Here is a 14,414-nt window from a genome sequence, read left to right on the forward strand (position 1 = left end):
GGTGTCGGCGGCAACTGAATACTGACCAGTGGGCGGCAATTGAAAATTGACCAGCTTCCTAGAGTGCCTTGGCTATGTGTCAAGGAGGAGGCAGGTGTTGAACGTGGAGGATTGGGCTGAGATTCGCCGGTTGCGCCGGTCGGAGCAGTTGCCGATTGCCGAGATTGCGCGGGTGATGGGTATTTCGCGGAATACGGTGAAGTCGGCGTTGGCTTCTGATGGGCCGCCGAAGTATCGGCGTGCGGTGAGGGGTTCTGTTGCTGATGAGGCCGAGCCGCGGATTCGGGAGTTGTTGGCGGCCTATCCGCGGATGCCGGCGACGGTGATTGCTGAGCGGATCGGTTGGTCGTATTCGATCCGCACACTGAGTGGGCGGGTGCGTGAGTTACGGCCACTGTATTTGGCGCCGGATCCGGTGTCACGGACGACGTATGTGGCCGGTGAGGTCGGGCAGTGTGACTTCTGGTTTCCCGATGTTGTGGTGCCGGTGGGGTATGGCCAGGTTCGTAGGGCGGCGACGTTACCGGTGTTGACCATGGTGTGTGGGTATTCACGGTGGGCTTCGGCGCTGTTGATTCCGACACGCGCTGCCGAAGACTTGTATGCCGGTTGGTGGCAGCATCTTTCGACGTTGGGTGCGGTTCCACGGGTGTTGGTGTGGGATGGTGAGGGCGCGGTCGGGCGGTGGCGGGCACGCCGACCAGAGTTGACCCCGGCATGTCAGGCTTTCCGCGGGACCTTGGCCACCACGGTAGGGATCTGTAAACCCGCTGATCCTGAGGCCAAGGGTCTGGTTGAACGGTTCCATGACTATTTGGAGCGGGCGTTTTTGCCGGGGCGGGTGTTTGGCTCCCCAGCCGATTTCAACATCCAGTTGCAGGCCTGGCTGGTGGGGGCCAACCACCGCCAGCATCGGGTGCTGGGATGCCGGCCAGCAGATCGCATCGCCGCCGATACCGCAGCGATGCTGGCATTGCCGCCGGTTGGGCCCAGCATCGGATGGCGACGCTCAACGCGGTTGCCTCGCGATCATTACGTGCGCCTCGACAGCAACGATTACTCGGTGCATCCGGCCGCGATCGGCCGCCGTATCGAGATCATCGCAGATCTAAACCGGGTGCGGGTCTGGTGTGACGGCACGCTGGTCGCCGACCACGACCGGATCTGGGCCAAACATCAAACGATCAGCGATCCCGAACATGTCCAGGCCGCGAAACTGCTGCGGCGCAAACGGCTCGAGGTTGTTGGTCCACCGCATCACGTGGAGGTCGAACAACGCCGTCTCGCTGATTACGACGCCTTGTTGGGCCTTGACGGGCCGGTGGCGTGATGGCTGCCAAGACCGCGACCAGCAGCCGTGATGTCACCGCCGAGCTGGCGTATCTGACCCGGGTGTTGAAAGCCCCGACGCTGCGTGAGGCCATCGAACGTCTCGCTGAGCGCGCCCGAACCGAAGCGTGGAGCTATGAAGAATTCCTCGCGGCGTGTCTGCAGCGTGAGGTGTCGGCTCGGGAATCTCACGGCGGCGAAGGGCGCATCCGCGCTGCCCGCTTCCCATCACGTAAATCGTTGGAAGAGTTCGACTTCGATCATGCCCGCGGTCTCAAACGCGACATCATCGCCCATCTGGGCACCCTGGACTTCGTCACCGCTAAAGACAACGTGGTGTTCCTCGGCCCACCAGGGACCGGCAAGACCCACCTGGCGATCGGGATTGCGATGCGCGCTTGTCAAGCAGGTCACCGCGTTGCGTTCGCGACCGCTTCGCAATGGGTTGATCGTCTTGCTCGCGCCCATCACAACAGCACCCTGCAAGCCGAATTGGCGCGGCTGGCCCGCTACCCCCTGCTGGTTGTCGATGAAGTCGGCTACATCCCGTTTGAACCCGAAGCCGCCAATCTGTTCTTCCAACTCGTGTCGTCGCGTTACGAACGGGCCAGTCTCATCGTCACCTCGAATAAGCCCTTCGGGCGGTGGGGCGAAGTGTTCGGCGACGACGTAGTCGCCGCCGCCATGATCGACCGACTCGTCCATCACGCCGAAGTCATCGCCCTCAAAGGAGACAGCTACCGCATCAAAGACCGAGACCTCGGCCACACCACCACAGCCGAGGACCAATGAAACCAAGCTGGTCAATTTTCGATTGCCGAAACCTGATCAGTTTTCACTTGCCGTTGACACCTGGCTCACCGGACGGCGGCGCACCGCCCCACGCGAACTCTGTTGTACGTTGCCGGGCATTAGGCGGCGGGAGAATCCCACTTTGGGCATGAGAATTGGGAAGCTTCCCTTCCTGGGCAAATACAACTTTACAGCAGGCGAGCCGAGGCATAATCAGCCGTTTCCCTCGGGCTCAGATGTTGCTAGCATTCCCGCATGCCGCGTCCCGAAAATTGGACTGGACGAGAAGAGGCAAGTGCCGCACATGATAGTGCGGGAACGCTAAGCAGCGAGCATCTGTGCGCTGTAACAGCCTGGCGAACTCAGCCCGATATCAAACGGCGGTTCGCCGACAGTGCTCACGCGAATAGGCCAATCACCGACTCCGTACACTTCGTCGCGGACATCAAAGACACAAGCTGATGGTGAAAGCTCTTGGAGGGCAACCGAAGGCCGACATGACCGCCGTACCGCGGATCAAAGTGTCGAGCACACCGCGTCGGTATGACAAAGCGGGCACCACTAAATTCGCTCGTTCCAACCACCCTCTAATTCAAACGTTTGCCGACGAAATACATGGAGGAGCGGGTTATGAAAAACAATGACCTTACAAGTGAAGTTGATGGACTTCTGGCTAAAAATCCAGATGGGTGGCGGGGGGAGTCCGCAACCTTTACCAGCGAAGAACTCATCATAGAAAATACACCGGTCATGGAACGCTGGCAAACTCCTTATATGAATATGTTTGCTTCTATAGTAACCCGGAACGGTGGGAGGATTCTAGAGGCCGGCTTCGGAATGGGAATATCGGCGGGAGCCATTCAATATTTCGCGCCGACGGAGCACGTTATTATTGAACACAATGAACACGTATTTCAGCGTCTCGAAGAATTCAAGATAAGAGCGAAAAACAAGGTAACACCTATCTTAGGCATGGCCGAGGAAGTGGTCAAGACGCTGCCACCTGAATCTTTTGATGGTATATTTTATGATACTTATCCGATGCGCCCCGATAAACTGCACACGCATCAGTTCCGCGGGGCTTGACCCCTTGGGTTGGACACGGGATTTGTGGTTAGGCGGCTTGGGGCAGCGTAGCGGATAGGTGGGTCCTCTCGTAGGTGGCGGGGCTGAGCTGGTTGCAGTAGGAGTGGCGTCGTGTGGTGTTGTAGCGGGCCAGCCAGCGAAAGACCTCGCGTCGGCAGGTGGGGGCGTCGTCCCAGCTGTGTCGGTCTTGGAGGACCTCGCGTTTGAGGGCGGCGTTGACCGATTCAGCCAGGGCGTTGTCGGCGCTCGATCCGATAGCGCCCATGGACTGGGTGACCCCCAACCGGGTACACAGTTTCGCGAAATCCTGTGACGTGTACTGGCGTCCGTGGTCACTGTGGAATACCGCACCACCCAGACTGCCCCGTAGCGCCTCGGCGGCCTTGAGGGCATCTTCGACCAGTTCGGTGCGCATATGCTCTGCGATCGCCCACCCAGTGATCCGCCGAGACCAGCAGTCGATGACGGTGGCCAGATACAGGTTAGCGCCGCTAGCCAGCGGCAAGTACGTGATGTCCCCAACGTATCTCTTGTTGGATTCAGAAGCGGTGAAATCTCGTTTAAGCAGGTCAGGATATTTCTGTGTGGTTTTATCTGGTCTGGTTGTGCGGACACGGCGGCGGCACCGATACCCAGCGATCCCCGCTACGCGCATGACTCGGGCTACTCGCTTGTGGTTGACCCGCTCAGTATCAGCAACACCGTCGTTGAGTTCAGCGGTGATCCGCGGGCACCCATAGGTGTTGTCCTGATCATGTATTGCGCGAATACGCTCGGCCAACACCGCATCAGCAGCGGTTTGAGCTGCCCGCGTGGCTGCTGCCTGACACCAGGTGTAAAACGATGATCGAGCGATCTCGACGACCTGGCATAGCCGCTTCACCTCGAAGGCGTGTCGGTGATCGGCAACGAACTGAAAGCGACTCACCAGTTCGTCTCCCCAGCGAAATACTTGGCCGCCGACCGCAAAATGTCCCGCTCGGTGGCCAGCCGGGTCTTCTCGGCACGCAACGCCTGGTTCTCAGCATGGAGCCGTGCCACCGCTTGTTCGGGGGTCTCGCCACCCGGGGCCCCTACGGCAACCGAACCGGGTTTACGGTGCCGAATCGGCACACCGTGGGCCTTGCACCACGCCGATAACGTTGGGTCGCTCAAGCCAAGCTCAGCAGCGATCATGCTGATCGTCGCACCAGCGGTATCCCGATACAACGCAACCGCATCCCGCTTGAACTCATCAGGGTAACTTTTCCTTGCCATAGGGGTGGATCATCTCGCTTCCCCCAGGAACATCCTGGGATTCAGCGTGTCCAACCCAAGGGGTCAAGCCCCCGCTTTATTAGCAACGCATATCGACTACTGAAACCCGGGGGTATCATATGCTACTGCAATCTGAATTCAACTGGCGTCTTGAGGACGCGTCACCCGTCCTGGGAAGCGGTATTTGAAGAAACTCAAATTCCTCATCTTATTGGCGCCGGAGTGCCGGAGAACGACATAAAAGGTTTTGTCATATTCAGGGTAAACCCGCCAGAGTCCTGTAAATATTTTTCTCATCAATCAGCGATCATCCCAATGATAATAAAGACCTAGATGCCACTGGCACCGCGCGTGGTTGACGACCTGCAGCATAGATCCGGCAGGACCGGCGGTATCGGTGGATTGACGTCGCGGCCCATTTCGCCTGCATCAAGCGCGTTGCGACACGCCAAAGAGTCGGTGCACCGTCACTATCTTCAGTAAGGTGGCGGCGTGCACGAGGCGGCCACTCACGAGCGACGTTCGGACAGGCCAGCCAGAATGGACCTTGTTGGTCGGCTAGAACGCTACGAGCAGGCGTTCGCTGACCTCGATGCGCCGTTCGCATTCGTCGACCTGGACGCGATGTGGGGCAATGCTGATCAGATGCTCGCGCGAGCCGGCACCAAACCGATTCGGGTGGCATCGAAGTCGATACGTTGTCGCCAGTTACAGCGGCAGATCCTCGACGCCCACCAGCGGTTCAACGGACTGATGACGTTCACCCTGCCGGAGACGTTGTGGCTTGCCGGTCAGGGCTTTTCCAACCTGCTACTCGCCTATCCAACAACTGACCGTAGGGCACTGCACGACTTGGGCCAGCTCACCGCGGAGGACGCCTCGGGAGCACCAATCGTCATGGTAGACAGTGTCGAGCACCTTGACTTGATTGAGGCCGCCACCCGCGAACCGGTGCGGCTCTGCTTGGACCTCGACGCCGGCTATTGGCGCGCCGGTGGCCGTGTGAAGATCGGGCCCAAGCGGTCGCCGCTGCACACACCGGAACAGGCTCGCGCCTTCGCGGTCGAGATCGCGCGACGGCCCGCCCTGAAACTGGTGGCGTTGATGTCGTATGAGGGCCACATCGCTGGCTTCGGAGACAATGTCGCGGGCAAACACGCCCAGAACGTTGCCGTGCGTTGGATGCAACGTCGCTCCATCGCGGAGTTGCGCGATCGCCGCGCCCGTGCAGTTGAGCTGGTGCGCGAGGTCGCTGACCTTGAGATCATTAACGCCGGCGGCACGGGCGACGTGCATCTGGTTGCGCAGGAACCAGCAATCACCGAGGCAACCGCTGGCTCTGGCTTCTATGCACCGACCCTGTTTGACTCGTATTCAACTTTCACACTGCAGCCTGCGGCGATGTTCGCACTGCCGATTTCGCGCCGGCCGGACCCCAAGACTGTAACCGCGCTCGGAGGTGGGTATTTGGCCAGCGGTGTCGGCGGCAAAGACCGTATGCCGACTCCCTATCTGCCCAGCGGACTCACCCTCGATCCGGTGGAGGGCACCGGGGAGGTCCAAACGCCTCTATACGGTGACGCGGCCTGGCGGCTTCGCGTTGGCGACAAGGTTTACTTCCGCCACACCAAGGCCGGCGAGTTGTGTGAGCGGTTCGAGCGCCTGCATTTGGTGCGCGGCGCAGAAATCGTCGATAGCGTGCCGACATACCGGGGCGAGGGACGCACGTTTCTGTAATGCGGAGATTGGCCCATCTTCGAGGCGGGCTGCGCAAAAAGGAGCTGCTATGAGAGCGATCACTGCACTACCAACCGAGCTGACCACTATGCGCGAGGTTGTCGAGAGGCTCGCACCGATCGAGCGTGCCGCCGGCGCGCCGGGCGAGAAAGAGGCCGCCGACTGGATCGTCGAGCGGTTGCGCGCGTCGGGAGCACAGAATGCGCGTGTCGAAGAAGAACCATTCTATGGCGGCTACCCGCGGCTGCACGCCAAGCTGTCGGCGGTCGGTGTCGGGGCGGCGGTCGCGGGCCTGGCCAGCCGGCGCTTGCGAGGACCGGCCGCGTTGGCCGGGCTGGGCGCGGGACTGGCGATTGCCGACGACTGTTCGAATGGGGTGCGCATTGCGCGTAGAACATTGCAAAATCCCAGCAAGACATGGAATGTCGTGGCTGAGGCCGGCGATCTTTCCGGCCAGCACACGATTGTGGTGTGCGCTCACCACGACGCAGCGCACAGCGGAAAGTTCTTCGAGTCCGATCTTCAGGACCGCATAATCGCCCGATTCCCAGGGATCGTCGAGCGCATAGATACCTCGCTGCCGAACTGGTGGCCGACAATCTTGGCGCCCACACTTGCCGGAATAGGCGCAATACGCGGCAACCGCAAGATCATGATCGCTGGAGCCGCTATGAGTGCGATCGCGGCAGCCGTGTTCTCCGATATTGCTCGCAGCCCCATTGTCCCTGGGGCTAACGACAATCTCTCGGCCGTCGCCCTGATTGTCGCCCTCGCCGAGCGGCTGCGCGCACGGCCAGTAGCGGGGGTGCGGGTGCTGTTGGTATCGCTTGGCGCCGAGGAGCAGCTGCAAGGCGGCATCTACGGCTTTATGGCACGCCACAAGCACGAACTCGACCGCGACAGCACGTACTTTTTGAATTTCGACACCGTCGGCTCACCTGAACTCATCATGTTGGAAGGCGAAGGCACGACTGTCATGGAGGACTACTACCATCGCCCCTTCCGCGACCTGGTCGCGCGTGTCGCGGAGCGCGCCGACGCACCGTTGCGGCGTGGCATGCGGTCACGCAACAGCACAGACGCCGTCCTGATGAGCCGGGCCGGGTACCCAACCGCATGCTTTTCATCCATCGACCGGCACAAGGCACTGTCGAACTACCACCAGATGTCCGACACCCCCGAGAACCTTATCTATGAGACGGTGATGCACGCGGTCACCGTCGCCGAGTCCGTCATTCGCGAGCTGGGGCGATGAGCCCTACGTGGACCAACTGGCCCGGTGATCAGATATGTGCACCTTCGGTGATCGCGCGGCCGATGTCAGAAGCCGAATTGGTCGACCTGGTTGCACAGGCAGCACAACGAGGCCAGCGCGTGCGTGCGGTCGGCAGCGGGCATTCGTTCACTGACATCGCCTGCACAGACGGAGTCATGATCGACATGACCGGCCTGCAGCGCGTTATCAAGACCGAAAGCCCCGCGACCGGTCTGGTGACGATCGAGGGCGGGGCGAAACTGCGGACGCTGGGCCCCCAGCTGGCTCGGCTCGGACTTGGCTTGGAAAACCAAGGCGACGTGGATCCGCAATCAATTACCGGCGCAACAGCGACGGCGACACACGGCACTGGAGCGCGCTTCCAGAATGTATCGGCGTGCATCGTCTCGCTGCGTTTGGTCACCGCTAGCGGCGACGTGGTCAGCTTGTCCAGCGACGACGATTATCTGGCTGCACGAGTGTCGCTGGGCGCACTCGGGGTTATTTCCCAGGTCACTCTCAAGGCAGTGCCGTTGTACACGCTGCATCGCACTGACCGGAAGCGCTCCCTGGCCGAAACCCTTGAGCGACTGGACGAATTCGTCAATGGAAACGACCATTTCGAGTTTTTCATCTTCCCCCACGCCAACACCGCGTTGACACGAACCATGCGCCGCAGCGATCAGGAGCCCAAATCCACGGCAGGACGCAAGCGGATGATCTCTGAGAACATCGAGAATGGGGGATTGAACCTGATCTGCCAGGCCGGCCGTCGCTTCCCGGCGACAGCACCGCGACTGAACCGCCTCATGACGAACCTAATGTCGTCCTCGACCGTCGTAGACCGCGCCTACAAAGTCTTTGCCACCCAACGCAAGGTGAAGTTCACCGAGATGGAGTACGCCATCCCGCGAACACACGGGCCCGAGGCGCTTCAGCGCGTCATCGACGTGGTTCGACGTCGCAACCTTCCTGTCATGTTTCCTATCGAAGTGCGGTTCTCCGCTGCCGACGACGCCTTCTTGTCTACTGCCCACGGGCGAGACACCTGCTACATCGCCGTTCACCAGTACAGCGGCATGGAGTTCGAAACCTACTTCCGTGCGGTCGAGGAGATCATGACCGAGTATGCGGGCCGGCCGCATTGGGGTAAACGCCATTACCAGACCGCCGCGACACTTCGTGAACTCTATCCAGAGTGGGACCGCTTTGCCGCAGTTCGCAACCGCCTCGATCCTCAGCGGGTCTTTCTCAACGACTACACGCAGCGGGTACTGGGCAGCTGATATCGCGGGCGTCATTCGCGAGGTCGGGTCCCACGCGCGCGTCGACGTGGCCGTTTGAGCTGGCGTGGCTGCTCCCAAGATCACAACCCAGGCCTGCCTGGATGGAATAAACCCGGACAGCGGTCACGTATGGTCTGAAAAGCTTTGCATCACTAATTCCGCATAACTCACGAAGCGCCAGAAAACCAATCCTGAGAGGGAGTCATAGCGATCAGGTCACCTATCGCTGACTTGAACCGCTTGTAAGACCCGCCTCCCAAAGTCGCGACTATATTTACGCGATCCTTTCGAGTACCCATGATCACACGCCCGAACCGTGTATCGGCAACCAGCACAACAGCGGGGCAGCACATCATCTCATCGGTTTTTTGTCTTTGTTCGATGAAAATTTGAGCGCGCTGACCATTGGTTCCGAATAGCTCTTGAAGAACTTCTTTCGTCGGACCTTGGGTCTCCATGGCCTGTTGAATTTCAATTGGAAGAGTGGATGGATTTCCCTTTAAATCCCCCAACGAGGACACCCATGTAATATTGTTCATTCGAGCCGCCGGCGGATCCATGAGCGTTTCAGACAACCTCAATGAGTCCCACAGCGGCGCCGCAACCACTTCTTCGAAATTCCGAGAGTTACATTGTATCGCCTGGATCAGGATCTCATTACCGATACGCATGGCTACAACGTGATGGGGACCGCGGCGGGCAATCACCACCCGACGAACCCGATTGTTTATCCGGGATATAGCAGAAGCGGTAATATCTGGATGCTCCAAAATTCGAAGCCAATTTTCCAGATCGGGATCTATTCTCCCGTTCTCATCGATGAGTTCCCCAGATCGCAGTCTGGATAGAGTGGAAGAATCTAGCTCCGACTGCTCGCCGAAGAAATGGGCCATGGAGTACAACTCCAGGTCCATAGGCATTGATCCGATCCCCAGCGATCGCATGATGGATAGGAGAGCCTCGCTATCTAGTTGCACGGATGCTAGTACGCCTCTTTTTACCACAATTCCCCACTTGGACAAATACGTCGATACACTCGGTTAGAAAGCTTAGCACCCACGAAATACGGCATCCCCATGCCCAAAGGGCACACGGAGGAGGACCTTATTTCGCTATTGATCGAACACGACTCAAACCGGTGAACATATGCGTACATTAACTGTTACCGCAAGGCTAGCCCGTTGTCGAGTATCGGCGATCATGATCAGCCTCTTTGCTGCATGTAGGCTTCCATGTGTGGATTAGCAAGCTCTATATTCGAGGGCGCCCCGGCAAGCGATGGTATTATGCTGCTCCATTCATCATCAGTAAATGGCTCGCCTTTATCCGACACGAAAATTGGCGCAGTCTCTTTTTGGAGAGCGGATCGCGACGAAGAGTTCCCCTGGCCACCGCCTCCGGCGCCTCTGTTGCCCATCATGGGCGGCATCATGCCGGGCATCCCACCCCCCTGTGCCGAATTAGCATTCCCGGACGGCCGCTGGGCGGTAGCGCGATCAGAAGCTAGCTCGGCATTGGCAGGAGACGACGACACGGGGGTTGGTTTGCCGTCCCATCCGGGGGGGAAACGAAACCCACGAGATGCGTCCGGCAGACCAGATCTATTAGGTACACGTGACCCTACGAGGCCCGAGGATGGAGAGTCCGACCCCGGAATATCGGAAGCAGCGTCTGAAGATAGGCCCGGGGCAGAGGCGAGCGAATTACCAGCGCCCGTAGCACCTTTCCCTAAACCGCCTGCCAAACCGGATAGCATGCCCATCATACTCATAGGAGCCAAGAGCAGACTTGGCAGCAGGGACGCCAATTGACTTCCCAATGCTCCGCCGCCGGCGCCGCTACCGCCCCCGCTGCCCCCACCACTACCGCTCGTCAATTTGGGGATTTGCGGAACGGAGCCGAATGAGTTGGGGGCTGCATTACCAGCAGAATCACCGACGTACAAGCTATAGGCTTTATGTGCGTGCCCAGAGTAGTTGTTCCAATAAATGCGGGCCGCCGCAGCCAATGCCCATTTAGCAGGGTTCAGCCAGTTGTACCACTGCCCACCGGCGTATACGGTATGCAAATCGTTCATTTCATGCGCCGAAGGAAGCATGCGCCAGGTACTCTGCTCGTTGCCCCAGCCCGGGGAAAAGTTTATTCCCATAATGTTGTCCCCACCCCATGAATAGAGATCGCTGAAAAACCCCGATTGCCGGTGATGGACATCAGATGCCGTGCGCACCGAATGCGCAAGCGTTTGAACACTCGAGATGAACCCCTCCATCGTACTCTTCAGCTTGGGCACAGGGGTTCCTTGCCAATTTTCCATTAACGTGTTGAGGCTAGAGGTTAAGTCTGCCACAGTTTTGTCCATCGCATCGGCGAGGTTCTTATGCGCGGACGAAGCGGTATCGTGTACAGACCATCCACCATATGCTGGTTTGTTCGCGTAAATCTTCGAGTGCGAATAATCCATGCTGTATCCCAAACCCATACCGTCACAGTTCCAAGCAAGGAACCCAAAAAGGTCGACACACATGCCCACGGGTTTTCCAACAAGCGTGGCAAGCACTCTAGGGTCTAGCTTACCAGCATCAACCGAGTTAATGTCACCCCCGCTGCCCCCTTTATCGCCACCGCTGCCACCACTGCCATCGCCCGATCCGGAATCAGCCACGAGCCGTCCTACCTCCGCCTTGTTAGAAGTTTTGGGAATTCAAAAAATCGGTTCCGGAATATGAATCCGCGGCTTCGCGCAACGTCTTTGAGTAATCACCAAGTTGATTCACAATATCAGCAATAGCGAGTTTGGCCTTATCCGCGAACTCGTTGCAATTCTTCATTACCAAAACTGAGCCTTGATCCATACCCGCCGGTTGAGTAGGCACCATGTTTGCCCAATTATTCAAGACAGCGGTGTGCAATGCGGTGGCTATGTCGTCAGCTTCTTTAGCGGCTTGTTTTAACGCGTCCGAATTTACGTTTAAAAAACCGCCGAGTTTTGGAGTTGTCATTGGTACCCTTTTCTCTAGCGTGATATCGAACGTTGACCCAACGAAATTGCCGATATTGTATCAAAGAGCCAAGAATGACACTACCCCTATTTTAATGCCGGCCGCTTCGCTGCCGTGGTGCGAAGCGGCCAAACCTGGTGTACTATGCCGAATTTCTTCGCAGTTGTTGTCAACCAACAGCCGCACCAAATCATCCTTTACAGGACTCCGGTGCCACGCGATGCTTCAACATGTTGCCTCAGCACCTTTCCGAACGTCTCCGAACGCGAACGGCGACCTCCCACGGCGACTGCCCCGTACCGCCCTTCGACGGTCGCCCCCAGTCCGGATGTGGTTCGTTCCCGGCGAGATCCGTGCGATGCCCGCACAGAAGTAGCCCTTCATCGACCGATGTTCGTCACCGTGACACTTCGATGCGTCAAAGTAAAACCCCCTGACCGCGGACTCTCCCGTGCAGCGTTGATGGCGCGCAGCTGAGAGCGACCTTCAGCGCTACGGATCCGCACCCGATCGTGAGCAACCGAACACGACACTATCGAGGAGACATCGCGGATCACGCATCGGTCGGAATTGTCATATGCCGTAGAGAGCCTCACCGCCCGCCGGTAGCGCTTTGTTCTACACGATGCGGTTGACGTGTTGATGTCTGCCACTCACCCTGAATAAATGACAGTCGCCCAGAATGCCGTCACGTTCTTCGATGCCAAAACGCTCCAAGACCCCTACCCGTACTACGAGCACATGCGTGCCTCGGGTCCGGTCCACCGCATCGGAGACTCTGACTTCTATGCTGTGTGCGGCTGGGATGCGATCAACGAGGCGATCGGCCGTCCCGATGACTTCTCATCGAACCTGACCGCCACAATGACATATAGCGCCGAGGGCCAAGTCAAGCCGTTCGAGATGGATCCACTCGGCGGACCTACCCACGTGCTGGCCACCGCTGACGACCCCGCGCACGCAGTACACCGCAAGCTTATGGTGCGCCATTTGGCAGCTAAACGGATCCGCATCACGGAGCAGTTCGCCGCCGAGACCGCAGAGCGTCTATGGGTCGACAACCTGCAAGGCGGACGTATCGAATGGATGAGCGCGATCGCCAACCGGCTGCCGATGATGATTGTGGCTCAGCTGATCGGCCTGCCCGACGCCGACATCGACCAGCTGGTGAAATGGGGATACGCAGCCACCCAGCTACTTGAGGGTCTGGTCGATCAAGACCAGCTCGCCGCGGCGGGTGTGGCTGTGCTGGAGCTCAGCGGCTACATCACCGAACAATTCGAGCGGGCAGCGGCGGATCCGCGCGACAACCTGCTCGGCGAGCTTGCCGCTGCCTGCGCGACTGGGGAAGTGGATACGCTCACCGCTCAGGTCATGATGGTCACCTTGTTCGCCGCGGGAGGCGAATCTACAGCGTCCCTCCTGGGCAGCGCCGCGTGGATGCTGGGAAGCCGCCCAGATATCCAGCAACGGGTGCGCGACGATCCCAAGCTGCTTGGACCATTCATCGAGGAAACTCTGCGTTATGAGTCGCCGTTTCGGGGCCACTACCGCCACGTGCGAAACGATGCCGCCCTTGGCGGCGTCCAACTACCGGCTGACTCACACCTACTGCTGCTATGGGGGGCAGCAAACCGGGATCCAGCCCAGTTCGAGGCGCCAGGCGAGTTCCGCCTCGACCGGCCCGGGGGTAAAGGCCACATTAGTTTCGGAAAAGGCGCTCACTTCTGCGTCGGTGCCGCGCTCGCACGCCTTGAGGCGCAGATCGTGTTACGCATGCTGCTCGATCGCACATCAGTAGTCGAGGCCGCCGACGTGGGACGCTGGTTGCCAAGCATTCTGGTGCGCCGGCTCGAGCGACTTGAGTTGTACATCGAGTAGCTCCGGCTGGCTAGATCGGGTGTAAGGCCCGTCTCTGCATCGCGATTCCCTGCGTCCGTGGGCTTTCCAGCCCCAGCCAGGTACCAGGGTCTCGGTGCAGCCGGGAACTCGATTACTAGCCAGTGCGCGTCGAAGGCACACTGCCACTAGTTACAACGAATGCCTCGACCGCCGTGGCCGTTTCGTAGCCCTCAACTTCAACCCGCCACTCATAGATTCCAGGTTCCAGGGGGAGTCCTGCCGGGATGTTGAGGGTGAGCGGCATTCGAACCGAACTACCGTGAATTGCTCCCGGCGGGCGGCCTGCCTCAGCAGCAGCCTCAAAGAGGATCCGCTGCGGCCCGTTCGGCCCGGGCGCGACTACTGGATCACCGTCCGTGGTGAGCAATTGACATGTCAGATTGTGCTGCTTGTTGGTCTCATCCCAGTCAATATCGAGAAACAGCACCAAAGTGAAAGGGGGAGTGGGCGCTTGGCACTGCCGCCACCCAAGACCGAGGACATGGACCTTCCCCGATTGGGCATCGGGTTGTGCGGCATCGGCCAGGAACAGGCTAACTCTCATACGGTTGTCGACCCCGCTATTGATGCCGCGTTGATGGCGGGGCGGCATTGTGCTGCGATTACCGTCGTCGCACGATCCACGACATCCCTGTCCAGCTCCCAATTCATCCGCGAATACCCAAATAACCGGAACACACCGAAGGCTACTTCAACCAAGTCCATCCCGTCGGCAGGATCATACGCCGCGACCAGGCTGAATGTGCGCCACTCCGAACAAGGCGCAAACAA

General features: G+C 59.1%; 13 protein-coding genes. 7 read left to right on the top strand and 6 right to left on the bottom strand.

The features are described 5' to 3' along the window. Nucleotides 1-94 precede the first annotated feature (94 nt). From istA to ACO07W_RS20445, 3 genes are all read left to right on the top strand, one after another. Nucleotides 95-1,330 (top strand): IS21 family transposase, encoded by a 1,236-nt coding sequence (istA, locus tag ACO07W_RS20435; RefSeq protein ID WP_421839994.1) that lies wholly within the window; start codon nt 95-97, stop codon nt 1,328-1,330. Then, nucleotides 1,330-2,121 carry an IS21-like element helper ATPase IstB gene (gene istB / locus ACO07W_RS20440; RefSeq protein WP_421839995.1) on the top strand — a complete coding sequence of 264 codons (792 nt, stop codon included), beginning with the start codon at nt 1,330-1,332 and terminating at the stop codon, nt 2,119-2,121. Before istA ends, istB begins: the two co-directional genes overlap by 1 nt. 630 nt (nt 2,122-2,751) lie before the next feature. Beyond that, on the top strand, nt 2,752-3,207 hold the full coding sequence (locus ACO07W_RS20445) for a hypothetical protein (protein ID WP_421845428.1): 456 nt from the start codon (nt 2,752-2,754) through the stop codon (nt 3,205-3,207). A 28-nt stretch (nt 3,208-3,235) separates the two neighbouring features. Here the strand turns inward: ACO07W_RS20445 and ACO07W_RS20450 are convergent. After that, nucleotides 3,236-4,464, bottom strand: a protein-coding gene (locus ACO07W_RS20450) for an IS3 family transposase (RefSeq protein ID WP_421840068.1) whose coding sequence is annotated in 2 segments (ribosomal slippage) — nt 3,236-4,149 and nt 4,149-4,464 — 1,230 coding nt in all. Because the reading frame shifts where the segments join, the coding sequence is not laid out codon by codon here. Between the two features lie 492 nt (nt 4,465-4,956). On the opposite strand from ACO07W_RS20450, the gene ACO07W_RS20455 reads away from it, so the two are divergent. The 3 genes from ACO07W_RS20455 to ACO07W_RS20465 are packed head-to-tail and all read left to right on the top strand — an operon-like array spanning nt 4,957 to nt 8,742. After that, a complete protein-coding gene (locus ACO07W_RS20455) occupies nt 4,957-6,201 on the top strand; it encodes an amino acid deaminase/aldolase (protein ID WP_421845429.1) in 1,245 nt (414 codons plus the stop codon). Between the two features lie 49 nt (nt 6,202-6,250). Then, the gene (locus ACO07W_RS20460) at nt 6,251-7,456 is read left to right on the top strand and encodes a M28 family metallopeptidase (RefSeq protein WP_421845430.1); all 1,206 of its coding nucleotides are present in this window, start codon (nt 6,251-6,253) and stop codon (nt 7,454-7,456) included. Next, entirely contained in the window at nt 7,453-8,742 is a 1,290-nt protein-coding gene (locus tag ACO07W_RS20465) for a D-arabinono-1,4-lactone oxidase (protein ID WP_421845431.1), read from the top strand. Before ACO07W_RS20460 ends, ACO07W_RS20465 begins: the two co-directional genes overlap by 4 nt. A gap of 167 nt (nt 8,743-8,909) precedes the next feature. On the opposite strand, the gene ACO07W_RS20470 is transcribed toward ACO07W_RS20465, so the two are convergent. The 3 genes from ACO07W_RS20470 to ACO07W_RS20480 all read right to left on the bottom strand — a co-directional run bounded on the left by ACO07W_RS20470 (nt 8,910) and on the right by ACO07W_RS20480 (nt 11,741). After that, nucleotides 8,910-9,746, bottom strand: coding sequence for an ESX secretion-associated protein EspG (locus ACO07W_RS20470; protein ID WP_421845432.1), 837 nt, complete (start codon nt 9,744-9,746; stop codon nt 8,910-8,912). A 200-nt stretch (nt 9,747-9,946) separates the two neighbouring features. Then, a complete protein-coding gene (locus ACO07W_RS20475; RefSeq protein WP_421845433.1) occupies nt 9,947-11,299 on the bottom strand; it encodes a hypothetical protein in 1,353 nt (450 codons plus the stop codon). Nucleotides 11,300-11,426: 127 nt separating this feature from the next. Then, nucleotides 11,427-11,741, bottom strand: a complete 315-nt coding sequence (locus ACO07W_RS20480; RefSeq protein ID WP_421845434.1) for a PE domain-containing protein — start codon at nt 11,739-11,741, stop codon at nt 11,427-11,429. A gap of 666 nt (nt 11,742-12,407) precedes the next feature. On the opposite strand from ACO07W_RS20480, the gene ACO07W_RS20485 reads away from it, so the two are divergent. Continuing rightward, entirely contained in the window at nt 12,408-13,622 is a 1,215-nt protein-coding gene (locus ACO07W_RS20485; protein ID WP_421845435.1) for a cytochrome P450, read from the top strand. Nucleotides 13,623-13,737: 115 nt separating this feature from the next. Here ACO07W_RS20485 and ACO07W_RS20490 read toward each other — a convergent pair whose 3' ends face one another. Next, complete coding sequence (locus ACO07W_RS20490) at nt 13,738-14,187, bottom strand: DUF6941 family protein (protein WP_421845436.1); 450 nt, start codon at nt 14,185-14,187, stop codon at nt 13,738-13,740. Continuing rightward, nucleotides 14,184-14,414 carry a hypothetical protein gene (locus ACO07W_RS20495; protein ID WP_421845437.1) on the bottom strand — a complete coding sequence of 77 codons (231 nt, stop codon included), beginning with the start codon at nt 14,412-14,414 and terminating at the stop codon, nt 14,184-14,186. The genes ACO07W_RS20490 and ACO07W_RS20495 overlap by 4 nt, the downstream gene beginning before the upstream one ends.

The organism is Mycobacterium sp. (assembly GCF_965230835.1).
Taxonomy (GTDB): domain Bacteria; phylum Actinomycetota; class Actinomycetes; order Mycobacteriales; family Mycobacteriaceae; genus Mycobacterium.

Excerpts from the sequence above, each read along its gene's own strand:
- ACO07W_RS20445 (WP_421845428.1), top strand. The coding sequence starts at position 2,752 with ATGAAAAACAATGACCTTACAAGTGAAGTTGATGGACTTCTGGCTAAA.
- ACO07W_RS20480 (WP_421845434.1), bottom strand. The coding sequence starts at position 11,741 with ATGACAACTCCAAAACTCGGCGGTTTTTTAAACGTAAATTCGGACGCG.
- istB (WP_421839995.1), top strand. The coding sequence starts at position 1,330 with ATGGCTGCCAAGACCGCGACCAGCAGCCGTGATGTCACCGCCGAGCTG.
- ACO07W_RS20460 (WP_421845430.1), top strand. The coding sequence starts at position 6,251 with ATGAGAGCGATCACTGCACTACCAACCGAGCTGACCACTATGCGCGAG.
- ACO07W_RS20485 (WP_421845435.1), top strand. The coding sequence starts at position 12,408 with ATGACAGTCGCCCAGAATGCCGTCACGTTCTTCGATGCCAAAACGCTC.
- ACO07W_RS20465 (WP_421845431.1), top strand. The coding sequence starts at position 7,453 with ATGAGCCCTACGTGGACCAACTGGCCCGGTGATCAGATATGTGCACCT.
- ACO07W_RS20490 (WP_421845436.1), bottom strand. The coding sequence starts at position 14,187 with ATGAGAGTTAGCCTGTTCCTGGCCGATGCCGCACAACCCGATGCCCAA.